Origin of the sequence: Curtobacterium sp. NPDC086286 (assembly GCF_044746255.1) — a bacterium.
Taxonomy (GTDB): Bacteria; Actinomycetota; Actinomycetes; order Actinomycetales; family Microbacteriaceae; genus Curtobacterium.
The window spans coordinates 110,986-134,770 of sequence record NZ_JBIVBW010000006.1; the positions used below are offsets into that span (position 1 = coordinate 110,986).

At 71.5% G+C, this 23,785-nt stretch carries 21 protein-coding genes; 20 read left to right on the forward strand and 1 reads right to left on the reverse strand.

Annotated elements, in window-relative coordinates; genetic code table 11:
• Position 1 precedes the first annotated feature (1 nt).
• The 18 genes from murD to ACIPKM_RS12380 all read left to right on the forward strand — a co-directional run bounded on the left by murD (position 2) and on the right by ACIPKM_RS12380 (position 20,521).
• Positions 2 to 1,528 carry a UDP-N-acetylmuramoyl-L-alanine--D-glutamate ligase gene (murD, locus tag ACIPKM_RS12295; protein WP_175475727.1) on the forward strand — a complete coding sequence of 509 codons (1,527 nt, stop codon included), beginning with the start codon at positions 2 to 4 and terminating at the stop codon, positions 1,526 to 1,528.
• Positions 1,497 to 2,771, forward strand: coding sequence for a putative lipid II flippase FtsW (ftsW, locus tag ACIPKM_RS12300; RefSeq protein ID WP_070418652.1), 1,275 nt, complete (start codon positions 1,497 to 1,499; stop codon positions 2,769 to 2,771). Before murD ends, ftsW begins: the two co-directional genes overlap by 32 nt.
• Positions 2,768 to 3,889, forward strand: a complete 1,122-nt coding sequence (murG, locus tag ACIPKM_RS12305) for an undecaprenyldiphospho-muramoylpentapeptide beta-N-acetylglucosaminyltransferase (RefSeq protein WP_402736822.1) — start codon at positions 2,768 to 2,770, stop codon at positions 3,887 to 3,889. Before ftsW ends, murG begins: the two co-directional genes overlap by 4 nt.
• Positions 3,886 to 5,307 (forward strand): UDP-N-acetylmuramate--L-alanine ligase, encoded by a 1,422-nt coding sequence (murC, locus tag ACIPKM_RS12310; RefSeq protein WP_402736823.1) that lies wholly within the window; start codon positions 3,886 to 3,888, stop codon positions 5,305 to 5,307. The genes murG and murC overlap by 4 nt, the downstream gene beginning before the upstream one ends.
• On the forward strand, positions 5,304 to 6,551 hold the full coding sequence (locus ACIPKM_RS12315) for an FtsQ-type POTRA domain-containing protein (protein WP_402736824.1): 1,248 nt from the start codon (positions 5,304 to 5,306) through the stop codon (positions 6,549 to 6,551). Before murC ends, ACIPKM_RS12315 begins: the two co-directional genes overlap by 4 nt.
• Positions 6,552 to 6,701: 150 nt before the next feature.
• Positions 6,702 to 7,871, forward strand: a complete 1,170-nt coding sequence (gene ftsZ, locus ACIPKM_RS12320; protein ID WP_070418655.1) for a cell division protein FtsZ — start codon at positions 6,702 to 6,704, stop codon at positions 7,869 to 7,871.
• A 6-nt stretch (positions 7,872 to 7,877) separates the two neighbouring features.
• The gene (locus ACIPKM_RS12325) at positions 7,878 to 8,600 is read left to right on the forward strand and encodes a YggS family pyridoxal phosphate-dependent enzyme (protein ID WP_083403219.1); all 723 of its coding nucleotides are present in this window, start codon (positions 7,878 to 7,880) and stop codon (positions 8,598 to 8,600) included.
• A 44-nt stretch (positions 8,601 to 8,644) separates the two neighbouring features.
• Entirely contained in the window at positions 8,645 to 9,211 is a 567-nt protein-coding gene (locus ACIPKM_RS12330) for a cell division protein SepF (RefSeq protein WP_070418656.1), read from the forward strand.
• Between the two features lie 71 nt (positions 9,212 to 9,282).
• The gene (locus tag ACIPKM_RS12335) at positions 9,283 to 9,585 is read left to right on the forward strand and encodes a YggT family protein (protein WP_083295315.1); all 303 of its coding nucleotides are present in this window, start codon (positions 9,283 to 9,285) and stop codon (positions 9,583 to 9,585) included.
• 178 nt (positions 9,586 to 9,763) lie between these two features.
• Complete coding sequence (locus ACIPKM_RS12340) at positions 9,764 to 10,447, forward strand: DivIVA domain-containing protein (protein WP_070418658.1); 684 nt, start codon at positions 9,764 to 9,766, stop codon at positions 10,445 to 10,447.
• Positions 10,448 to 10,449: 2 nt separating this feature from the next.
• Complete coding sequence (gene lspA / locus ACIPKM_RS12345; RefSeq protein WP_254789629.1) at positions 10,450 to 11,112, forward strand: signal peptidase II; 663 nt, start codon at positions 10,450 to 10,452, stop codon at positions 11,110 to 11,112.
• On the forward strand, positions 11,109 to 12,032 hold the full coding sequence (locus ACIPKM_RS12350) for an RluA family pseudouridine synthase (RefSeq protein WP_092387622.1): 924 nt from the start codon (positions 11,109 to 11,111) through the stop codon (positions 12,030 to 12,032). The genes lspA and ACIPKM_RS12350 overlap by 4 nt, the downstream gene beginning before the upstream one ends.
• An 843-nt stretch (positions 12,033 to 12,875) precedes the next feature.
• Positions 12,876 to 16,358, forward strand: a complete 3,483-nt coding sequence (dnaE, locus tag ACIPKM_RS12355) for a DNA polymerase III subunit alpha (protein ID WP_070419540.1) — start codon at positions 12,876 to 12,878, stop codon at positions 16,356 to 16,358.
• A gap of 2 nt (positions 16,359 to 16,360) precedes the next feature.
• On the forward strand, positions 16,361 to 16,711 hold the full coding sequence (locus ACIPKM_RS12360; protein ID WP_336697065.1) for a DUF2200 domain-containing protein: 351 nt from the start codon (positions 16,361 to 16,363) through the stop codon (positions 16,709 to 16,711).
• Positions 16,708 to 17,535: a hypothetical protein gene (locus tag ACIPKM_RS12365; protein WP_402736825.1), complete on the forward strand. Its 828-nt coding sequence runs from the start codon at positions 16,708 to 16,710 to the stop codon at positions 17,533 to 17,535. The genes ACIPKM_RS12360 and ACIPKM_RS12365 overlap by 4 nt, the downstream gene beginning before the upstream one ends.
• A 95-nt stretch (positions 17,536 to 17,630) precedes the next feature.
• On the forward strand, positions 17,631 to 18,938 hold the full coding sequence (gene hisD, locus ACIPKM_RS12370) for a histidinol dehydrogenase (protein WP_261647544.1): 1,308 nt from the start codon (positions 17,631 to 17,633) through the stop codon (positions 18,936 to 18,938).
• A gap of 12 nt (positions 18,939 to 18,950) precedes the next feature.
• A complete protein-coding gene (gene nrdR, locus ACIPKM_RS12375; RefSeq protein WP_402736826.1) occupies positions 18,951 to 19,448 on the forward strand; it encodes a transcriptional regulator NrdR in 498 nt (165 codons plus the stop codon).
• The gene (locus ACIPKM_RS12380; RefSeq protein WP_308061608.1) at positions 19,445 to 20,521 is read left to right on the forward strand and encodes a quinone-dependent dihydroorotate dehydrogenase; all 1,077 of its coding nucleotides are present in this window, start codon (positions 19,445 to 19,447) and stop codon (positions 20,519 to 20,521) included. The genes nrdR and ACIPKM_RS12380 overlap by 4 nt, the downstream gene beginning before the upstream one ends.
• A 617-nt stretch (positions 20,522 to 21,138) precedes the next feature.
• Here the strand turns inward: ACIPKM_RS12380 and ACIPKM_RS12385 are convergent.
• Complete coding sequence (locus ACIPKM_RS12385; RefSeq protein ID WP_071294805.1) at positions 21,139 to 21,714, reverse strand: DUF3043 domain-containing protein; 576 nt, start codon at positions 21,712 to 21,714, stop codon at positions 21,139 to 21,141.
• 53 nt (positions 21,715 to 21,767) lie between these two features.
• Here ACIPKM_RS12385 and ACIPKM_RS12390 point away from each other — a divergent pair, with 53 nt between their 5' ends.
• Positions 21,768 to 23,195 carry a dipeptidase gene (locus ACIPKM_RS12390; RefSeq protein WP_402736827.1) on the forward strand — a complete coding sequence of 476 codons (1,428 nt, stop codon included), beginning with the start codon at positions 21,768 to 21,770 and terminating at the stop codon, positions 23,193 to 23,195.
• 58 nt (positions 23,196 to 23,253) lie between these two features.
• Entirely contained in the window at positions 23,254 to 23,628 is a 375-nt protein-coding gene (locus ACIPKM_RS12395) for an iron-sulfur cluster assembly accessory protein (RefSeq protein WP_092387612.1), read from the forward strand.
• Positions 23,629 to 23,785: the final 157 nt, after the last annotated feature.

The following is a 23,785-nucleotide window of genomic DNA, read 5'->3' on the forward strand; positions in this document are numbered from 1 at the left end:
CGTGTCCTCGTCCCGCCTGGAGTCCCTGGACAGCTGGTACGCCGAGGGCTGGACGGGGCTGAACGTCGCCGTGCTCGGCCTCGGCGCCACCGGGTTCTCGGTCGCCGACACCCTCGTCGAGCTCGGCAGCGCGGTGACGGTCTACTCGACCGACGCCCCGTCGGACAGCGTGGAGCTGCTCGACGTGATCGGTGCGCAGTTCGTGCAGGTGCCCCTCGACTCGGTCCCCGCCGCCCTCGAGGCCCAGGCGCCGGACGTCGTCGTCGTGTCGCCGGGCCTGCCGCCGCACAACGCGACCGTGCAGTGGGCCGTGGCGAACAGCGTCGTGTGGGGTGACATCGAGCTCGCCTGGCGTGTCCGTGACAAGGTCGTGCGCGGCCCCATCGCTGCGCCCTGGGTGACCATCACGGGCACGAACGGCAAGACCACCACGACGCAGCTCGCGACCGCGATGTTCGAGGCCGGCGGGCTCCGCGCGGTGGCGTGCGGCAACATCGGCGTGCCCGTCCTCGACGTCGTGCGCGATCCTGACGGCTACGACGTCCTCGTCGTCGAACTCTCCAGCCACCAGCTGCACTACATGCCGACGACCGGCGACGGTGCCGTGGTGCCCCTCGCCAGCGCCTGCCTGAACATCGCGGACGACCACCTCGAGTGGCACGGCTCCGCCGAGGCCTACCGGGCCGCGAAGGCCAAGGTCTACGAGCGCACGGTCCTCGCCTGCGTGTACAACACCACGGACGACGTCACCCGGCACATGGTCGAGGACGCCGACGTCGTCGAGGGGTGCCGTGCCGTGGGCTTCGGCCCGGGGATCCCCGCGCCCGGCGACGTCGGGGTGGTCGAGGACGTCCTCTGCGACCGGGCCTTCACCGACGACCGACGGAACAGCGCGCTCGAGCTCGCGACCGTCGCCGACCTCGAGGCCGCCGGGCTCGCCAGCCCGCACATGACGATGAACGTCCTCGCCGCGGCCGCACTCGCCCGTGCGGCCTCCGTGCAGCCGAGCGCGATCCGCACCGCCGTGCAGGGCTTCCGCGCCGACCACCACCGCACCGAGCTGGTGGCCTCCGCCGAGGGCGTCACCTGGGTGGACGACTCGAAGGCGACGAACCCGCACGCAGCCACGGCGTCGCTCGCGGCGTTCGACAAGGTGGTCTGGATCGTCGGGGGCCTGTTCAAGGGCGTCGACATCGACGGACTCGTCGAGCGCTTCGGGCCGGACGTCCGCGGCGTCGTCGTGATCGGGACCGATCGCGGTCCCGTGCTCGAGGCATTCGCGCGACACGCGCCCGGGGTGCCGGTGCTGCAGGTCGAGGCAGCGGACACTGATCAGGTCATGCCCGAGGCGGTCCGGCATGCCGCATCGGTCGCGAGGCCGGGCGACACGGTCCTCCTCGCCCCGGCTGCGGCGTCGTTCGACCAGTTCGGCTCCTACGCGGACCGGGGGCGTCGATTCGCGGCGGCGGTCCACGAGCACCTGGGAGGAAACGCCGATGGCGACGACGGATCTCCCGAGCGGCCGTAGCGGCGGAGCGGCCCCCGGCCGACCGCACGCACCCGCACGCCGCCACAACGGGGCGGTCGTCGCCGTCAAGAACGTCTTCGTCGCCGAGTCGAGCACCTTCTACACGATCCTGGGCGTCACGCTCTTCCTCGTCGTCTTCGGCGTGGTCATGGTGCTGTCCTCGTCGAGCGTGGAGCAGTACGCCGCGACGCACGACTTCTTCGGCGCGGCCTCCCGCCAGGGCCTCTACGCCGTGCTCGGTGTCCCGCTCATGCTCATCGCCTCCCGCCTGCCCGCGCGGTTCTGGCGGAAGTGGGCGATGTGGATCGTCGGGGTCGGCCTCGTCGTGCAGGCGCTCGTCGTCCTGACCCCGCTCGGCTACTCGATCCAGGGCAACCGGAACTGGATCCGCCTCGGGTCGTTCACCGCGCAGCCGTCCGAGATCCTCAAGCTCGCGCTCGTGCTGGGCATCGGCGCGATCATGTACGTCAAGCGGGAGAAGCTCGACGACTGGAAAGAGGTCTTCATCCCGATCGGCATCGCGTCGCTCGGGTCGATCGGCCTCGTCCTCGTCGGCGGCGACCAGGGCACCGCGATGATCATGCTCATCCTGGTGTTCGGCGCGCTCTACGTCGGCGGCGCCCGGGCGAAGCACCTGCTCGTCGGGGTGCTCGGCCTGGCCGTGCTGCTGCCGTTCGTCACGATGGCGTCGAGCTCCCGGTCGCACCGCATCAGCGCTTGGCTCTCCGGCTGCACCGACACGAGCCAGTACCAGGACCTCTGCTGGCAGCCGACCCACGGCATGTGGGCGCTGGCCTCCGGCGGCGTCTTCGGGGTGGGTCTCGGCAACTCCAAGGCGAAGTGGTCGTGGCTCCCGGAGGCCGACAACGACTACATCTTCGCGATCATCGGCGAGGAGCTCGGGCTCGTCGGCGCCGTCGTCGTGCTCGCCCTGTTCGTGGTCCTCGCGGTCGGCATGATCAAGATCATCCGCCAGTCGAACGACCCCTTCGTGAAGACCGTCACCGGTGGCGTGCTCGCGTGGATCATCGGCCAGGCGCTCGTCAACATCGCCGTGGTCCTCGGCCTCCTGCCGGTCCTCGGCGTCCCCCTCCCACTCATCTCGGCCGGTGGCTCCGCGCTGATCATGACCCTCGTCGCCATCGGCGTCGTCCTGTCCTTCGCGCGCGACCTCCCGGGCAAGAGCGACCTCCCGGGCAGGAACAGCGTCGGCCGCACCACCACGAACGGAACCCTCCGGTGAACACGTACCTCTTCGCGGGCGGCGGCACCGCCGGCCACGTGAACCCGCTGCTCGCGGTCGCCGACCGGCTGACCGAGCGCGAGCCCGACGCCGAGGTCCTCGTCCTCGGCACCGCAGAGGGCCTCGAGTCCCGGCTCGTCCCGATGCGCGGGTACGAGCTGCTGACGATCCCGCGCCTGCCGTTCCCGCGCAAGCCGAACGCCGCCGCGCTGCGCTTCCCCGGCGGGTTCCTCGGCGCCGTCCGTCGGGTCGAGCAGATCATCCGCGAGCGCGAGGTCGACGTCGTCCTCGGTGTCGGGGGCTACGCGGCCGCACCGGCGTACATCGCCGCACGCCGTACCGGCACCCCGATCGTCGTGCACGAGCAGAACGCCAAGCCCGGCCTGGCGAACCGCCTGGCAGCGTTCCTCACCGACCACGTGGGCGTGACCTTCTCGAACACGCGGCTCCGCCACGGCCGGGTCGTCGGCATGCCGCTCCGGCGCGAGATCGAGTCGCTCGACCGTCGTGCGAGCCGCGCAGAGGGCCTCGCCGAGTTCGGGCTCGACCCCGCGCGACCGGTCCTGCTCGTCACGGGCGGGTCCTCCGGCGCGCGGAGCATCAACCGCACCGTGAACCGGAGCGCCGCGACGATCGTCGGTGCCGGCTGGCAGGTCCTGCACGTCGTCGGCGGGAAGTCCGACATCGGCCCGAGCGACCTCGACGGCTACCACGTGCTGCCCTACTGCGACCGGATGGACCTGGCGTACGCCGCGAGCGACTTCGTGGTCTCGCGCGCGGGCGCCGGCATGGTCTGCGAGCTGACCGCCGTCGGGCTGCCGAGCGTCCTCGTGCCGTACCCTGTCGGCAACGGCGAGCAGCGGCACAACGCGAAGGACGTCGTCGACGCCGGGGGAGCGGTCCTCGTGGCCGACGCGGAATTCGACGAGGACTGGGTGACGTTCCAGCTGCTGAACACCCTGCAGGACCGGGCCCGCATCGCCGACATGACCGTCCGTGCCGGCAGCGTCGGACACCGCGACGGCGCCGACCGCATGACGGACCTCGTCCTCGACGCCGCGAAGCGCGCGACCGATGCGACGCGCGACGCGCACGACAGCACCACGGAGGAACGATGACCATCAAGCCGGACCTGACGCAGCCGATCCCCGATGACCTCGGCACGGTCCACTTCGTCGGCATCGGCGGCTCCGGCATGAGCGGCATCGCCCGGCTCTTCCTCGCCGCCGGCCACCGCGTGACCGGCAGCGACTCCCGCGAGACCGCCACCACCGGCACCATGCGTGACCTCGGTGCCGAGGTGCACATCGGCCACGACGCCGCGAACGTCGGCGACGCGGACACCATCGTCGTCACGAGCGCGCTCTGGCCGGACAACCCGGAACTCCTCGAGGCCCAGCGCCGCGGCCTGCCGGTCCTGCACCGGTCGCAGGCCCTCGCCGCCCTCATCGCCGAGCACCGCCTCGTCGCGGTCGCCGGCGCGCACGGCAAGACCACCTCGACCGGCATGATCGTCACCGCGCTCGTCGAGCTCGGCCTGGACCCGAGCTTCGTCAACGGCGGGGTCATCCAGTCCCTCGGCACGAGCTCGGCGCCCGGCTCGAGCGACCTGTTCGTCGTCGAGGCCGACGAGTCCGACGGCTCGTTCCTGCTCTACGACGTCGCGGTCGCCCTCATCACGAACGTCGACGCCGACCACCTCGACCACTACGGCAGCGAGGAGGCCTTCACCGAGGCCTTCGTCGAGTTCGCCGCGAAGGCGAGCGAGCGCGTCGTGATCTCGAGCGACGACGCCGGCGCGAAGGCGGTCACGGCCGGGATCCGTGCCCGCGAGGACGCCCCCGAGATCGTCACCTTCGGCGAGGCCGTCGACGCCGACGTCCGGATCGAGGGGATCACCGAGTCCGCCGGGGTCGAGGTCGACTTCCGCGCCTCGGGCGAGGCGCACCACCTGACGCTCCGGGTCCCCGGCCGCCACAACGCGATCAACGCGGTCGGCGCCTTCGCCGTCCTGACCGGACTCGGCGTCGCCGCCGAGGACGCGATCCGTGGCATCGAGGCCTTCGGCGGGACCCAGCGGCGCTTCGAGCTGCACGGCGTCGAGCGCGGGGTCTCGGTCTACGACGACTACGCGCACCACCCGACCGAGGTGGCGGCGGCGCTCAAGGCCGCACGGAACGTCGTGGGCGACGGCCGGATCATCGCGATCCACCAGCCGCACCTGTACTCGCGGACGCGCCTGATGGCCGGTGACTTCGCCAAGGTCTACGAGGAGCTCGCCGACCACACCGTCGTCCTCGACGTCTACGGCGCCCGCGAGGACCCGGAGCCCGGCGTCACCGGCGCCCTCGTGCAGGAGCGCTTCGCCGACCAGTCCCGCGTCGAGTTCCTGCCCGACTGGGACGAGGCCTCGGCGCGCGCGGCCGCGGTCGCGCGCGACGGCGACATCATCATGACCCTGAGCTGCGGCGACGTGTACCGCATCATCCCGCAGGTGCTCAGCGCCCTCCACGACGACGGGGCGCTGTCCCGGTGAAGCGTCCCGAGGGGTTCGACGAGCGGCCGGCCCGTCCGGACGCACCTGCCGACGGCGCGGGCGCGCCCCGGCAGCGTCGTGCCCCGCTGATCCCGCGGCGTCCGTCCCGCGAGCCCGAGCCGGTGGTCCAGGAGGCGCGGCTCGAGTCAGCCGCCGAGGAACCGGTCGTCGAGACGGCAGACCCCACCGCCGCCGACACGTCGAACGGGTCGGCTCGCGACCGCGCTGGTGCCCTCGCCGGCGCCGCCGGCCGTCGCCTCGGCGCCGGACTGTCGTCCGTCGCCGGCCGGCTGCGCGAGTACACCCCCGACGAGGACCACCACGACCCCGAGGCCGAGCGCCTCGCCCGGGAGCGGCAGGAGACCGAGCGCCGCGACGCCGAGCGGCTCGCCCACCTGACCGACCTGCACGGCCCGGACGAGGACGGCCACCAGCGCCCGATCGGCGCCGGCGTCCGCGCTGCCGAGACCGCGCGGGAGGCCCGGGTGGCCAAGCGCCGTCGTCGCCTCCTCGAGCGCGCCGAGGTCCGCCGCTTCACCCGACGCAGCCGGCACCGCCGCGCCGCCTGGATCACCGCCGCGAGCATCGTCCTCGTGTTCGGGATCTCGATCCTCGTCGCGGTGTTCTCGCCGTTGATGGCGCTCCAGACCATCGAGGTCAAGGGGACGAACCGCGTCGACGAGACCCAGCTCCGCCAGGCGCTCTCCGACCAGATCGGCACCCCGCTGGCCCGGCTCGACTTCGACGCCATCAAGAAGGACATCGCCGGCTTCCCGCTCATCGAGAGCTACGTGACGGAGGAGGCCCCGCCGCACACCCTCGTGGTCACCGTGACCGAGCGCACCCCGGTCGTCGCGGTGCGGTCGGGGAAGTCCTTCGACCTGGTCGACCCGGCCGGCATCGTCGTGCAGTCGTCGCCGAAGCAGCCCGCGAACATGCCCGTCGCCGACATCGGCAACGCGAAGCTCGGCTCGTCGGAGTTCCGCACGATGACCGAGGTCGTGCTCGCGCTCCCGTCGACCGTCCGTCAGCAGGTGACGAGCGTGAAGGGCTCGACCGCCGACGACGTCACGCTCACCCTCAAGGACGGCTCGAGCGTCGTCTGGGGGAACCCGGAGCAGTCGGACGCGAAGGCGGCCCTGCTCGCGGCCCTCGTGAAGGACCACGCGGCGCGGAACCCCGGCGTCGTCGTCGAGTACGACGTCAGCGCTCCGGACAACGGCATCATCCGCGCGAAGAAGTAGCGGAAGTCGTCGCGGAATCGCGCGACACGCGGCGTGGCGGGGCGACAGTGCCCGGAGCGCACCCGTAGCGTCGAAGCCAGCACCACATCTACCAGCAATGCCCCTGAACTTCAAGTAGAGGTTGAGGGTTCGACCGGAGGCCTGACTGACGTGACCACGAACCACAACTACCTCGCCGTCATCAAGGTCGTCGGCGTCGGCGGCGGCGGCGTGAACGCCGTCAACCGGATGATCGAGCTCGGCCTCCGCGGGGTGGAGTTCATCGCGATCAACACCGACGCGCAGGCGCTGCTCCTGAGCGACGCCGACGTCAAGCTCGACGTGGGCCGCGAGATCACCCGCGGCCTCGGCGCCGGAGCGGACCCCGAGGTCGGCCGTCGTGCCGCCGAGGACCACGCCGAGGAGATCGAAGAGGCCCTCGCCGGTGCCGACATGGTCTTCGTCACCGCCGGTGAGGGTGGTGGGACCGGCACGGGTGGTGCGCCCGTGGTCGCCCGCATCGCGAAGTCGATCGGCGCGCTCACCATCGGTGTCGTCACGAAGCCGTTCAGCTTCGAGGGCAAGCGTCGTCAGTCGCAGGCCGAGAACGGTGTCGCCGGCCTCAAGGACGAGGTCGACACGCTCATCGTCGTGCCGAACGACCGCCTGCTCGAGATCAGCGACCGCGGCATCTCGATGGTCGAGGCGTTCGCCACGGCCGACCAGGTGCTCCTCGCCGGCGTCCAGGGCATCACCGACCTCATCACCACGCCCGGCCTGATCAACCTCGACTTCGCCGACGTGAAGTCCGTCATGCAGGGTGCGGGTTCCGCGCTCATGGGCATCGGTTCCTCGCGGGGTGCCGACCGGGCGATCAAGGCGGCCGAACTGGCCGTCGCGAGCCCGCTGCTCGAGGCCTCGATCGACGGTGCGCACGGCGTGCTGCTCTCGATCCAGGGTGGTTCGAACCTCGGCATCTTCGAGATCAACGACGCGGCCCGTCTCGTGCAAGAGGCAGTCCACCCCGAGGCGAACATCATCTTCGGTGCCGTCATCGACGACACGCTCGGCGACGAGGTCCGCGTGACCGTCATCGCCGCGGGCTTCGACGGCGGCGAGCCCACCTCGCAGCAGAAGGAGCGCCGCTCCAGCTGGGTCGACCCCGAGGCCGGCGCGACGGTCCCCGTGGCGTCCGCCGGTGCGACCGGCGCGATCGAGGACTCGTCCTCGTCGGCTCCGTCGTGGGCGTCGCAGGAGCACGAGGCGCCCGCGCAGCGTGCCGCCGACCCGGCGTTCGACGACGATGACGACGAGCTCGACGTCCCCGACTTCCTGAAGTAACGAGCGTTGTCAGACGACCCGCGCCTCCCGTCCCCGTCAGCAGACGACGGACTGGAGGCGCGTCTCGCGTCCGTCAGGAGCGGCATCTCCGATGCGGCGCGCGCCGCAGGGCGCTCGGCCGACGAGCTCACGCTCGTCGTCGTCACGAAGTTCCACCCGGCGTCGCTCGTCCGCGACCTCGCCGCGCTCGGCGTCACCGACGTGGGGGAGAACCGGCACCAGGAGGCGCAGGCGAAGGCCGCCGAGCTCGCCGACCTCCCGCTGACCTGGCACTTCGTCGGACAGCTGCAGTCGAAGAAGGCCCGACAGGTCCGGCGGTACGCACACGTCGTGCAGTCGCTCGACCGCGAGTCCGTGGTGGACGCGTTCGCGCCGACCGAAGCCGAACCCGAACCGCCGGTGATCGACGGCTTCGTGCAGGTCAACCTGACCGACGACCCCGACCGCGGTGGCGTCCGACCCGACGCCGTCGAGGCCATGGTGTCGCGGGTGCTCGCGACCGGCACGATCCGGCTCCGCGGGGTGATGGCCGTCGCACCGCTCGACGAGGAGCCGCGCGCGGCCTTCGCCCGGCTCCGTGGGGTCTCCGAGCGCGTGGTGTCCCTCGCCCCCGCCGCGACGGACATCTCGGCCGGGATGAGCGGTGACTACGCCGACGCCGTGCTCGAGGGCGCGACACACCTGCGGATCGGGACCGCAATCACGGGAAATCGGCCGGTCGCGCCCTAGCCTCGTTGCAAGGGCATCCACGAGCACCGACCTCCGGAGGAACCATGGCCAACCCGCTGAAGAAGACGATGGTCTACCTGGGCCTCGCCGACGAGGAACTCGAGTACGAGGACGAGCAGCCGCAGCAGCAGCCCGCGCGGCAGCAGTCCGCTCCGGCCCCTGCCCCCGCGCCCGCTCCGGTCGCCGACGAGACCCCCGCGCCCGCCGCGGCACCGGTGGCGCCCGTCGCCGCCGAGCCCAAGGCGCACACCCACCAGCGCGGCGCCCAGGTCACCCCGCTCCGCCGCTCGCACACGTCCGCACAGAAGGCAGCACCGGTCCAGGAAATGAACGAGATCCTCACCGTCCACCCCCGCGAGTACAAGGACGCCCAGTCCATCGCCGAGAGCTTCCGCGACGGCATCCCCGTCATCATCAACCTCTCGCAGATGACCGAGGCCGACGCCCGCCGCATGATCGACTTCGCCTCCGGGCTGTCGCTCGGCCTCTACGGCAAGATCGAGCGCGTCACCAACAAGGTGTTCCTGCTGTCGCCGGCGCACGTCGCGGTGAGCGGTGAGGCGCCTGAGGTAGAGTCCGACATCGAGGCGTCCTTCTTCGCCCAGTCCTGAGTTCCTCAGGCCCACCCGCCCCGTGCGGCTCGTCGCATGACGGTCCGCACCCGAGCTGAGCGAGCCCCATCGTGACCGCGATCCTCACGATCCTGTACTACCTCCTCCTGCTGTACATCCTCGTGCTGTGGGGGCGGTTCGTCCTCGACATCGTCCAGCAGTTCAACCGGTCCTGGCGGCCGCGCGGAGCACTCCTTGTCGTCGCCGACGTGGTCTACACCGTGACGGACCCGCCGATCCGGGCGGTCCGCCGGGTCCTCCCGCCGATGCGCATGGGCCCCGTGGCGCTCGACTTCGGCTGGACGATCGTGCTCCTCCTGGCGATCATCATCCGGTTCGTGATCGCCCTGCTCATCCCCGTGTTCGCCAACTAAGAGGACACGACACGCGCCACGCCCAGTGCGTGGTCACGGTTCACGGCCACCATCGGTGTACGGTGGTCGGGATCCGATGCTCGCCCCGGCGTGGCATCCGCACCGTTCGGCGCGACTGGTAGATTCGGTCGCACCGAGACGGTTCCACACGTTCAGCAGTTCTATTGAGGTGACGGCAATGGCTTTGACGCCGGAAGACGTAGTCAACAAGCGGTTCCAGCCGACGAAGTTCCGCGAGGGCTACGACCAGGACGAGGTCGACGACTTCCTCGACGAGGTCGTCGTCGAGCTCCGTCGCCTGACGGCCGAGAACGACGAGCTCCGCCAGCGTCTGCAGACGGCCGAGTCCGCGCCGAAGCCGGCCGAGGCCGAGCAGTCCGCTCCGACCCCCGAGCCCGAGCCGGAGCCCGCCCCCGTGGCAGCCGCGCCGGAGCCCGCTCCGGTCGCCGCCGCCGCGCCGGCCACCACGGTCCCGGCCGACGAGGACACCGAGGGCACCACGAACCTCCTGACGCTCGCACGTCGTCTCCACGAGGAGCACGTCCGCGAAGGCGTCGAGAAGCGCGACGCGCTCATCGCCGAGGGCACCGCGCAGGCCGCCCGCCTCGTCTCCGAGGCCGAGGCCAAGCAGCGCCAGATCATCGCCGACACCGAGAACACGAACCGTCAGCGTGTCGCGGTGCTCGAGCAGGAGCAGCGCCAGCTCGAGGGCAAGATCGACGAGCTCCGCACGTTCGAGCGTGACTACCGTGCACAGCTCAAGAGCTACATCCAGGGTCAGCTCAACGAGCTGGACGGCTCGGGCACCGAGCAGTCCGGGCTCACCCCGGCGCCGGCATCGGCGCAGGGCTTCGGCAACTGACGTTGTCGCGACCAGCATCACGAGCTAAGGTCAGTGTCCGCGCGATCGCGGCACTGGCCTTCGCCGCTGTCGTCGTGGTGGCGCTCGACCAGGGCGTGAAGGCGCTCGTCGTCGCCAACCTGCCGTACGGCACCGTCGTCCCGGTCCTCGGGAACGCCCTGCAGCTGCTCTACGTCCGGAACCCCGGCGCCGCGTTCTCGTTCGCGGTGAACATGACGTGGGTGTTCTCGATCGTCTCGACCGCCGTCGTGGTCGCGATCATCGTGTTCGCCCGGCGGATCCGGTCGATGTGGTGGGCACTCGTGCTCGGAATGCTGCTCGGCGGGGCGCTCGGCAACCTGCTCGACCGGCTCTTCCGTGAGCCAGGCTTCGGTCGCGGCCACGTGGTGGACTTCATCTCGACCCCGTGGATGATGCCCGCGATCTACAACATCGCCGACTCGTTCATCTGCATCAGCATGGTGGTCTTCGTCCTGCTGGTGATCCTCGGGGTGAACCTCGACGGCACCCGTGCCCTCTCCGCGAAGCAGCAGCGCGCGGTGGACGCGGCGCGTGCGCAGTCGGACGCCTCCGAGGCGGACGAGCACCGCGCCTCCCGGCCCCTGGTCGAGGACCCGCGCGCGCCGCGTGACGGGCGGGACACCCTCGGGCACGACGCGACGTGACCGAGAGCCGTTCCCTGCCGGTCCCGGACGGGCTCGCCGGTGAGCGTGTCGACGCCGCCATCGCGAAGCTCCTCGGGTTCAGCCGTTCCTTCGCTGCCGAGGTCGTCTCGGCCGGCGGCGTGACCGTCGACGGGGTCACCGTGGACAAGTCCGACCGGTTGCACGCCGACTCCTGGCTGCAGGTCGAGTGGACGCCGAAGGAAGCCCCCCGGATCATCCCGGTCGAGGTCCCCGGCATGACGGTCGTGCACGACGACGACGACATCGTCGTGGTGGACAAGCCGATCGGCGTCGCCGCACACCCCTCGCCCGGCTGGGACGGGCCGACGGTCCCCGGTGGCCTCGCCGCGGCCGGCTTCACGATCGCCACCTCCGGTGCCGCCGAACGCGCGGGCATCGTGCACCGGCTCGACGTCGGCACCTCGGGACTGATGGTCGTGGCCAAGACCGAGCTGGCGTACACGCACCTCAAGCGCGCGTTCAAGGACCGCACGGTCGAGAAGGTCTACCACGCGCTCGCGCAGGGGCACCCCGACCCGACCTCCGGCACGATCGACGCGCCCATCGGTCGACACCCCTCGAGCGACTGGAAGTTCGCGGTCACGGCCGACGGCAAGCCGAGCGTGACGCACTACGAGACCCTCGAGGCGTTCCGCTCCGCGACCCTGCTCGAGGTGCACCTCGAGACCGGTCGGACGCACCAGATCCGGGTGCACATGGCGGCGACCCGGCACCCGCTCGTGGGCGACACGATGTACGGAGCCGACCCGGTGCTCGCCGAGGAGCTCGGGCTCACGCGGCAGTGGCTCGACGCCGTCCGGCTCGGGTTCGAGCACCCGCGCACGGGGTCGTGGGTGTCGTACTCGGCGGAGTACCCCGACGACCTGCAGCGGGCGCTGGACCGCATCCGCGCCGCATAGGCCGCGCGCCGGGCGCGCGCCGGGCGCGCGCCGGGCGCGTGCCTGGCCCGCGAGCGGGCACGTTCCGTCCCGCTCGGCGCGCCCAGGCGGCCGATCCCGCCCGCTCGGCGCCGCGCGCGCGGCGTGTCCCGCCCGCTCGGCGTGGGCGGCGGGCGCGGCCGGCCGAGGTCGCACGAAGTGCCGCACTCGGCGCTGCGGAGCGACACTTCGTGCGCTCTCGGCGGGACGCGCGCGGCGTGTTGCGCGCCCTCGACGGCGCGACCCGCGCGTGGCGCGACCGCCTGCCGGACGGGAGGCGCGGGTCGGGCCCGCACCGCGCCTCCCGTCCGTCTCGACGCGCCCGGCCGTGCCCGCCGAGATCGCGAAATCGGTCGCTCTCGGCGCCGCGGAGCGGCACTTCGTGCGCTCTCGACGGCACGCGCGCGGCGTGTTGCGCGCCCTCGGCGCCGCGCCCCGCGCGTGCCGCGACCCCCTGACGGACGGGAGGCGCGGGTCGGCCCCGCACCGCGCCTCCCATCCGTCTCGACGCGCCCGGCCGCGCCCGCCGAGGTCGCGAAATCTGCCGCTCTCGGGGCTGCGGAGCGGCACTTCGTGCGCTCTCGACGGCACGCGCGCGGCGTGTTGCGCGCCCTCGACGTCGCGCCCCGCGCGTGGCGCGACCCCCTGCCGGGCGGGAGGCGCGGGTCGGGCCCGCACCGCGCCTCCCGTCCGGCGGAGGACGCGCCCGGGTTTGTCCCCGGTCGCGGTTAGGCTGTTCCCAGACCGCAGCAGCTCCCGCGAACCGGAGGTTCCGTGTCGGATTCCGACTCCTTCGTCCACCTGCACGTGCACAGTGAGTACTCGATGCTCGACGGCGCCGCCAGGCTCGGCGACCTCGTAGCCGAGACCGCTGCGCAGGGCATGCCCGCCGTTGCCGTGACCGACCACGGCAACATGTTCGGCGCGTTCGAGTTCTGGAAGGCCGCCAAGGCCGGCGGCGTCAAGCCGATCATCGGGACCGAGGCGTACATCACGCCGCGCACCCACCGGACCGACAAGACCCGTGTGCGCTGGGGCGACGGCGGCGGGGACGACGTGTCCGGCTCCGGCGCGTACACGCACATGACGATGTTCGCCGAGAACACGACGGGCATGCACAACCTGTTCCGGCTCTCGAGCAAGGCGTCGATCGAGGGGTACTACTTCAAGCCCCGCATGGACATCGAGCTGCTCGAGGAGTACCACGAGGGCATCATCGCCACGACGGGCTGCCCCTCGGGGGAGATCCAGACCCGGCTGCGGCTCGGCCAGTACGACGAAGCCGTCAAGGCCGCGGCGGACTACCGCGACATCTTCGGCAAGGAGAACTACTTCGCCGAGGTCATGGACCACGGGCTCGAGATCGAACGTCGGATCATGAGCGACCTGATCCGGCTGGCGAAGGACCTCGACATCCCGCTGGTCGGCACGAACGACCTGCACTACACGCATTCGCACGACGCCAAGTCGCACGCGGCCCTGCTGTGCGTGCAGTCCGGCTCGACCCTGAACGACCCGAACCGCTTCAAGTTCGACGCCGACGAGTTCTACCTGAAGACCCCGCAGCAGATGCGGCACCTCTTCCGCGACAACCCCGAGGCCTGCGACAACACGCTGCTCATCGCCGAGCGGTGCAACGTCGAGTTCGACACCGCGGCCAACTACATGCCGAAGTTCCCCGTGCCCGAGGGGGAGACCGAGCACTCGTGGTTCGAGAAAGAGGTGGCGAAGGGCCTCGAGTACCGGTACCCCGACGGCATCACGCGCGAGGTCCAGGAACGCGCCGACTACGAGGTCGGCATCATCAACCAGATGGGCTTCCCGGGGTACTTCCTCGTCGTCGCCGACTTCATCAACTGGTCGAAGAACAACGGCATCCGCGTCGGTCCCGGCCGTGGTTCCGGTGCCGGCTCGATGGTGGCGTACGCGATGCGCATCACCGACCTCGACCCGATCCGGCACGGCCTGATCTTCGAGCGCTTCCTCAACCCGGACCGCGTCTCGATGCCCGACTTCGACGTCGACTTCGACGACCGGCGCCGCGGTGAGGCGATCAAGTACGTCACCGAGAAGTACGGGTCGGCGCGCGTCGCGCAGATCGTCACGTACGGCACGATCAAGGCGAAGCAGGCGCTCAAGGACTCCTCGCGTGTCCTGGGCTTCCCGTTCGGCATGGGCGAGAAGCTCACCAAGGCGATGCCGCCGCCCGTGATGGGCAAGGACATCCCGCTCACCGGGATCTTCGACAAGGACCACCCGCGCTACAAGGAGGCAGTCGACGTCCGCACGGTCGTCGAGACCGACCCCGAGGCGAAGACGGTGTTCGACACCGCCCTCGGGCTCGAGGGGCTGAAGCGCCAGTGGGGCGTGCACGCCGCCGGCGTCATCATGTCGAGCGACCCGCTGATCGACATCATCCCCGTGATGAAGCGCGAGCAGGACGGCCAGATCGTCACGCAGTTCGACTACCCGGCAGCGGAGTCGCTCGGCCTGATCAAGATGGACTTCCTGGGGCTCCGCAACCTCACGATCATCAGTGACGCCCTCGACAACATCAAGACGAACCGTGGGATCGAGCTCGACCTCGAGAACATGGGGCTCGAGGACCCCGAGGCGTACGCGCTCCTGCAGCGTGGCGACACCCTCGGTGTGTTCCAGCTCGACGGCGGACCGATGCGTGGGCTGCTGCGCCTGATGAAGCCCGACAACTTCGAGGACATCTCCGCGCTCATCGCCCTGTACCGTCCGGGCCCCATGGGTGCGAACTCGCACACGAACTACGCGCTCCGCAAGAACGGCGAGCAGCCGATCACGCCGATCCACCCGGAGCTCGAGGAGCCCCTGCAGGACATCATCGGCACGACCTACGGCCTGATCATCTACCAGGAGCAGGTCATGGCCATCGCGCAGAAGGTGGCCGGGTTCTCCCTCGGCCAAGCGGACATCCTCCGCCGCGCGATGGGCAAGAAGAAGAAGTCCGAGCTGGACAAGCAGTACGCCGGCTTCGAGAAGGGTATGCAGGACAACGGCTACTCGGCCGCTGCCATCAAGACCCTCTGGGACATCCTGCTGCCGTTCTCCGACTACGCGTTCAACAAGGCGCACTCGGCGGCGTACGGCGTGGTGTCGTTCTGGACCGCGTACCTCAAGGCGCACTACCCGGCCGAGTACATGGCGGCCCTGCTGACGAGCGTCGGCGACGCCCGCGACAAGCTCGCGCTGTACCTCAACGAGTGCCGCCGGATGGGCATCAAGGTCATGCCGCCGGACGTCAACGAGTCGATCGGCTTCTTCGCCGCCGTCGGCGAGGACATCCGTTTCGGCATGGGCGCGATCCGCAACGTCGGCTTCAACGTCGTCGACGACATCGTCCAGGCCCGCACCGAGAAGGGCGCGTTCGAGTCCTTCCACGACTTCCTCCGCAAGATCCCGATCTCGTCGGCGAACAAGCGGACGGTCGAGTCGCTCATCAAGGCCGGTGCGTTCGACGAGTTCGGCGATTCCCGCCGTGCACTCGTCGAGATCCACGAGGGCGCCGTCGAAGGTGCGGTGAAGGTCAAGCGCGACGAGGCCCACGGCAACGTCGGGTTCGACTTCGACTCGCTCTTCGCCGAGGTCGCCGAGGAACAGCCGTCGGCCGCCGTCGTGTCCCAGGTGCCCGACCGTCCGGAGTGGTCCAAGCGCGACAAGCTCGCGTTCGAACGGGACATGCTCGGCCTGTACGTCTCCGACCACCCGCTCGCCGGGCTCGAGATCGAGCTGGCGAAGCACCAGTCGATCACCATCGCCGACCTCATCGCGGCCGACGACTCGGTCGAGGGTGAGACGGTCACCGTCGCGGGGCTCCTGACGAGCGTGCAGCACCGGGTGGCGAAGTCCAGCGGCAACCCGTACGGCATCGTCGACATCGAGGACTTCGGCGGCCAGATCGGCGTGATGTTCCTGGGCAAGACCTACCAGGAGTTCGGGCCGTCGCTCGTCGCCGACTCGATCGTGGTCCTGCGCGGCCGTGTCAACGTGCGCGACGACGGCAAGGCCCTGCACGCGGTGAGCATGTTCCAGCCGAACGTCGGCGACGCCATGGGGTCCGGCCCGCTCACGCTGAGCCTGCCCGAGCGGCAGGCGACGACCACGACGGTGACCGAACTCGCCGCCGTCCTCGGTCGGCACAGCGGCGAGACCGAGGTCCGGTTGAAGCTCATCAAGGACGACGTCGCGCGCACGTTCGAGCTGCCGTTCCCGGTGAACCTGACGCCCGACCTCTTCGGCGAGCTGAAGAGCCTGCTCGGGCCGCGCTGCCTGGTCTGACGATGGCCGGGCACCGCATCTTCGGCACGCCGTTCGCGGCGGTGTACCCGCACTACCTCGCGAAGGTGGAGCGCAAGGGGCACACCAAGGCCGAGCTCGACGCGGTGATCGAGTGGCTCACGGGGTTCGACGACGCCGCGCTCGAGCAGCACCTCGCCGACGAGACCACGTTCGAGGACTTCTTCGCGGCTGCGCACCTCCATCCCAACGCACCGCTCATCACCGGCGTGATCTGCGGCGTCCGGATCGAGGAACTCGACGACCCGCTCATGCGGCAGATCCGGTACCTGGACAAGCTCGTCGACGAGGTCGCGAATGGCCGTCCGATGTCGAAGGTGCTCCGGACCGCGTGAACACCGTGGCGGGCGGTCCGGACGCCGGCACCCTGCGTGCCTTCGGCGTGGGCGACCAGCGGCTCGAACGGCTCGCGGGCGGGCGCGGGCTGACCTGGCGCGCCGGCGACGTCGTCCTCCGACCGCACGACGGCGCGACGGTGACGGACTGGCGGGCGGGCGTCCTCGCCGAGCTGGCGCACACCTCGACGTTCCGCACACCTCGACCCGTCCGGACGGTCGACGGCCCCTGGCGCGCCGGCGCATGGGAGGCGTGGGAGTGGCTCCCCGGCCGCGCCGACGAGACCCGGGTCGCCGACGTCATCCGCGTCGGGAACGCCTTCCACCGAGCGATCGCACACCTCGATCGCCCCGCGTTCCTCGCCCCGTCCGCGCCGCGCCCCGAGGACCCGTGGGGCCGCGCCGACCGGATGGCCTGGGGAGAAGCACGCCTGCCGGACGAGCCCACGCTCGACCGCCTCGCCGCGGCCTTCCGGCCCGTCCGAACGCCGTCGCAGCTCGTCCACGGCGACCTGCTCGGCAACGTCCTCTTCGCCGATGCCGCCGATGCCGCCGTCCCCGCCGTCCCCGCCGTCCCCGCGGTCATCGACTGGCCGCCGTCCTGGCGACCTGCCGGGTTCGGCGCGGCCGTCGCCGCAGTGGACGCCGTGTGCTGGCACGGCGTCCCGGTCACGCAGCTCGGCGCACTCGGTGCCGACGTCGCGGAGTGGGACCAACTGCTCGTCCGCGCGCTCGCGTTCCGCATCGCGACGCTCCACCTGCTCGGCGCCTGGGACGCGGCAGCCGCCGCCCGACACCGCCCTGTCGTCGACGCGCTGGCCTGACGACGCGGGCCCCGGGCCCCGTCAGCGCCGGCCAGGAGGCGCGGTGCCGGCCCGCCACCGACCTCCCGTCCGCGCTCGGTAGGCTTGACCACCTGATGATGCAGCGAATCGACCTCCGTGGTGGCCTCCCCGCCCGTGCCGAACTCCTCCGACTCATGCCGCGCGCCGCCGGTGACGTCTCGCACGCGGTGGACGCCGCCCGCGAGCTCGTCGACGCCGTCCGCGAGCACGGGGCGTCGGCGCTGCACGACCAGGCCGAACGGTTCGACGGGGGAGCGCCCGAGCACGTGCGGGTCCCCGCTGCCGAGATCGCCGCGGCCGTCGCCGGCCTCACGCCCGAGCTCCGGGAAGCGCTCGACGAGGCCATCCGCCGCGTCCGGGCAGCGAGTGCGGCCCAGGTTCCCGCCGCGTCCGTGACCACCCTGGCCGACGGCGCCGAGGTGCACCAGCGCTGGCAGCCGATGCGCCGCGTGGGCCTCTACGTGCCCGGTGGCAAGGCGGTGTACCCGTCGAGCGTCGTCATGAACGTCGTCCCCGCCCAGGTCGCCGGCGTGCGGTCGATCGCGCTCGTGTCGCCCCCGCAGCGTGACCACGGGGGAGCGGTGCACCCGACGATCCTCGCGGCGGCCGGCCTGCTCGGCATCGACGAGGTCTACGCCATGGGCGGCGCCGGAGCCGTCGGTGCGCTGGCGTACGGCGTCCCGTCGATCGGCCTCGAGCCCGTCGACCTCGTCACGGGTCCCGGCAACAACTACGTCGCAGCGGCCAAGCGCCTCGTGCGCGGTGTCGTCGGCATCGACGCCGAGGCCGGCGCGACGGAGATCCTCGTGATCGCCGACGACACCGCGGACCCCGGGTACGTGGCCGCCGACCTCATCAGCCAGGCCGAGCACGACGAGCAGGCCGGCAGCGTGCTGGTGACGACGTCGGCGGCGTTCGCCGACGCGGTGGAGGCGGCCATCCCGGAACGTGCTGCGCGTGTCGGGACCGCGTCGCGCCTCCAGGTCGCCCTGGACGGACCGCAGTCCGCGATCGTGCTCGTGGACTCGCTCGCCGACGCGGCGACCGTGAGCAACGCCTACGGACCGGAGCACCTCGAGATCCAGACCACCGACGACGACGCGGTCCTCGCCGACATCGACGCCGCGGGCGCGGTGTTCGTCGGGCCGAGCACGCCGGTCAGCCTCGGCGACTACCTGGCCGGGTCGAACCACGTCCTGCCGACCGGCGGGCAGGCGCGCTTCGGCTCCGGGCTGTCCGCGTCGACGTTCCTCCGCCCGCAGCAGGTCATCCGCTACTCGCCCGAGGCCCTGGCCGAGGTCGCGCCGCACATCGTCGCCCTCGCGACCGAGGAGCAGCTCCCCGCGCACGGCGCCGCCGTGACGGAGCGCACGAACCGGTAGCCTGGGGTCGACATGTTCTGCCCCTTCTGCCGCCACCCGGACTCCCGCGTCGTCGACTCCCGGACGAGCGACGACGGAACCTCCATCCGTCGCCGTCGTCAGTGCCCGAACTGCGGCCGCCGTTTCTCGACCACCGAGACCGCTTCGCTCAACGTGGTGAAGCGCAACGGGGTGACCGAGCCGTTCAGCCGCGACAAGATCGTGTCCGGCGTGCGCAAGGCCTGCCAGGGACGCCCGGTGACCGACGGCGACCTGGCGATCCTCGCGCAGCGCGTCGAGGAGACCGTGCGGTCATCGGGGTCGAGCCAGATCGACGCGAACGACATCGGGCTCGCGATCCTCGCGCCGCTCCGCGAACTCGACGAGGTCGCCTACCTCCGGTTCGCCAGCGTCTACCAGGCCTTCGACTCGCTCGAGGACTTCGAGGACGCCATCGGCCATCTCCGCCGCGACCACCACGGCGCGGCCGACCCGGTCGCCGGATCGTCCCCGGCCGGGGCCGGCGCGTGAGCGGCATCGCGGAACGGATCGTCCGCGGCGGGTACTCCGTCGTGTTCCGCTCGGTGTTCGCCAACATGGACCCCGAGCGGGCGCACCACATCGCGTTCGCGGTGATCAAGTGGCTGCCGCACGTGCCCGTCGTCGGACGGCTCGTCGAGCGCTACTCGCGGCCCTCCGCCGCCGACGGCGTGACGACGATGGGGATCCACTTCCCGTCCCGCTTCGGTCTGGCCGCCGGGTTCGACAAGGACGCCCGGGGGATCGCCGGACTCGGTGTCCTCGGGTTCGGGCACGTCGAGGTCGGCACCATCACCGCCAAGCCGCAGCCCGGCAACGAGCGCCCGCGGCTCTTCCGGCTCATCCCCGACCGCGCCCTCATCAACCGCATGGGCTTCAACAACCACGGTGCCGCCGCAGCAGCACGTCGGTTGGAGCGTGCCCGCCGCAACCCCGGGCGGCCCGTCATCGGCGTGAACATCGGCAAGAGCCGGGTCGTCGCCGTCGAGGACGCCGTCGACGACTACCTCGAGTCGACGCGCAGGCTCGCGCCGTTCGCGGACTACCTCGCGGTCAACGTCAGCTCGCCGAACACGCCCGGGCTGCGCGGTCTGCAGGAGCTCGACCAGCTCCGACCGCTGCTCACCGCCGTGCGCGACGCCGCCGGCAAGGTGCCTGTGCTGGTGAAGATCGCGCCGGACCTCACGGACGAGCAGATCGACGCGATCGCCGGGCTCGCCGTCTCCCTCGGGCTGGCCGGTGTCATCGCGAACAACACCACGATCTCCCGCTCGGGACTCCGCACGCCGGCGGCGGACGTCGAGGCGATGGGTGCCGGGGGACTGTCCGGCGCGCCGGTCGCGGCTCGGTCGCTCGAGGTCCTGCGGCGGGTCCGGGCCGCGGTGCCGTCGGACTTCTGCGTGATCGCGGTCGGCGGCGTCACGACCGAGCAGGACGTGCAGGACCGCATCGACGCCGGGGCGACCCTGGTGCAGGGCTACACGGCGTTCCTCTACGAGGGGCCGACCTGGGCGACGCGGATCAACCGGCTCCGGCGGCGGCGGTTGGGGCGCGCGGCGCGCTGACGTCGCGTGCGCGTCGTCGAGCGGGCGCGCTGGCGTCGCGTGCGCGTCGTCGAGCGGGCGAAGTACGTCACGCTCGACGCGTCGTGGCGGTGCGTTCTGCCCGCTCGGGGAGTCGTACGCGGCGAGTCGTGACCGGTCAGGGTCGCGCGTCCGGGTCTGCGTGTCCGTCGTCGGGTCCGGGTGTCCGTCGTCGAGGTCGCACGACACGCCGCGTGTGCTGTGGCGAGGTCGCGCAATGCGCCGTCGCACGCGCCGCGGAGCGGCACTTCCTGCGACCTCGGCCATGCGTACCGGGCGGGTCGCATGGCCGCGTCGAGCACCTGACGGACTGGAGGCGCGGGTCGGGCCCGCACAGCGCCTCCCGTCCGGTGGGCGGTCGGCGGGCGGGCCGGCGAGTGGGCGCGACGCGCCGCTCGCGTTCGGCGAGCGGGCGGAATGTGCCGTGCGGAGCCCGCGAGCGTGACGGATACTGCCCGCTCGGCGGGGCCGCCGGGGACGGCGGGGACGGCAGGGACGGCGGGGCCGGCGGGGCCAGCGGGGCCGGCGGGGGTCGGGCCGCGCGCCGGGAACGACGCAGCGCCGCCCGGCGGACCGGACGGCGCTGCGATGGGGAGCGATCAGACGGTGGGGTACTGCCCGCGCCTGACCTGCGGCTTCGGCAGGCGCAGGAAGCGCAGCTGCCACGCCCGCGTGAGGATGTAGAGGAACGTCCCGCGCTGCATCGAGCCGAACTTGGCCGTCAGCTTCTTGCGGAACGACAGCCAGAGCACGATGCAGTCGAGCACGAAGAGCGCCACGAACGCCCACACGAGCAGCAGCGAGTACGACGCGATCACGGTCTGCGACGCGGCGAACCCGACGATGAGGAACAGCACGAGCACCGGCATCATGATCTCGCCGACGTTCCAGCGGGCGTCGATCCAGTCGCGCACGAACTTGCGCTGCTCGCCCTTGTCCTTCGCGGGGAGGTAGCGCTCCTCGCCGTTGGCCATGCCGACGCGGGCCTTCTCGCGCTCGTTCGTGAGTCGTGCACGAGCCGCCTTCTTGTCCTCGGCGGAGCCGCCGACGATGGGACGGCGGTTCGCCGCCTCGCGCTCACGACGGGTCGGCGTCGGACGGCCCTTCCCCTGTTCGAGGAGCTCGGCCTCGGACGGGTTGACGGTCGTGTTGGTCTTGGGGGCTGCCTTCGCCACGATGCGTTCCTGACTGCGGTCTGCGTGCTGGATCGTCCTCTAGATTACGGGACATGACCGACACCGACCAGCACGCCGCCGCCACCGACCCCGCACTCCTCGACGCCCTCCGCGAACACGTGCAGGGTTCGCTGCCCTCGACGATCGCCGACCTGTCCGACCTGGTGCGGATCCCGTCGGTGTCGTGGTCGGCGTACGACGAGTCGAACGTGCTCGCGAGCGCCCGTGCCGTGGCGGACTTGGCCCGGAGCACCGGCGTCTTCGCGGACGACCAGGTCGAGATCATCCGGTCGGCGATCAGTGACGCGGACCCGCACGAGCTCGGTCAGCCCGCGGTCCTCGCGGTCCGCCCGGCCCGCAACGGCAAGCCGACCGTGATGCTCTACGCCCACCACGACGTCCAGCCGCAGGGCGACGACGCGCTCTGGGAGACCCCGCCCTTCGAGCCGACGCTGCGTGGCGACCGCCTGTACGGCCGCGGTGCCTCGGACGACAAGGCCGGCGTGATGACCCACATCGCGTCGCTCCGGGCGCTGCACGCGCAGTTCGGCGACGACCTGGAGCTCGGCGTGGTCCTGTTCATCGAGGGCGAGGAGGAGTTCGGCTCCCGGTCGTTCCGCACGTTCCTCCGCGAGCAGCAGGAGCACCTCGCCGCCGACGTCATCGTCGTCGCGGACAGCGACAACTGGTCGACCGAGGTCCCGTCGATCACCGTCTCCCTGCGCGGCAACGTCACCTTCAAGCTGACCCTGACGACCCTCGAGCACGCGAGCCACAGCGGCATGTTCGGGGGAGCGGCGCCGGACGCCATGATCCCGATGGTCCGCCTGCTCGCCTCGCTGCACGACGACGACGGCGCCGTCGCTGTCGAGGGCCTCTCCTCGTACGAGGCCGACGTGCCCGAGCGCACCGAGGAGCAGCTCGCCGGCGACGCGGCACTGCTCCCGGGCGTGCGTCCGGTCGGCCGTGGCGACGTGCTCTCGCGGATGTGGTTCCAGCCGTCGATCACCGTGACGGGCATGGACGTCCCGAGCGTCGCGAACGCGTCGAACACCCTGCTGCCGACGGTCTCCGCCCGGGTCTCGGTGCGGGTCGCGCCGGGGCAGGCCGCGACGGACGCGTACGCCGCGGTCGAGCGGCACCTGCGGGCGCACGTGCCGTTCGGCGCCCGGATGGAGATCAGCGAGCCGGACGCCGGCGACGGGTTCCTCGTGGACACCGCCGGTTGGGCCGTCCAGGAAGCGCGGACCGCGATGGCCGAGGGCTGGGGCGAGTCGCCCGTCGAGCAGGGCATCGGCGGCTCGATCCCGTTCGTCTCGGACCTCGCCGCCCAGTTCCCGGAGGCGCAGATCCTCGTGACCGGCGTCGAGGACCCGGACACCCGCGCGCACAGCCCGAACGAGTCGCAGCACCTCGGCGTCCTGCACCGCGCCATCGCATCGGAGACGATCCTGCTCGCGCGTCTCGCGACTCGCGGCTGACGGTGCTTACAATCGGTCCAAGCGCGGTGAACGACACCGCACGGAGGGAGACGCGCGGATGAGCGACACCATCACCGACCACGCACCGACGACCGAGGCGCCGTCGCACGGCGTCCTGCTCAGCGACGCGGCCGCGGCGAAGGTGGCGAGCCTCCTCGAACAGGAAGGCCGCGACGACCTCCGCCTGCGCCTCGCCGTCCAGCCCGGCGGGTGCTCCGGCCTGATCTACCAGCTCTACTTCGACGAGCGCCTGCTCGACGGCGACGCCACGGCCGAGTTCGGCGACGGCGTCGAGGTCGTCGTCGACAAGATGAGCGTCCCGTACCTCGACGGCGCCTCGATCGACTTCGAGGACACCATCCAGAAGCAAGGCTTCACCATCGACAACCCCAACGCGCAGGGCAGCTGCGCGTGCGGTGACAGCTTCCACTGATCTCCGTCGAGCCGACACGAGCGGGGAGTGACCGACACGGTCGCTCCCCGCTCGTTCGTTCCCGGGCCTGGCATCCCGCACGACCAGGGAAAACCCGCCCGGACGGAGTGCGGATCGCGGCCCGAGGTGTGTCGCGTGTGCGCGAGCGGTCCCGAGC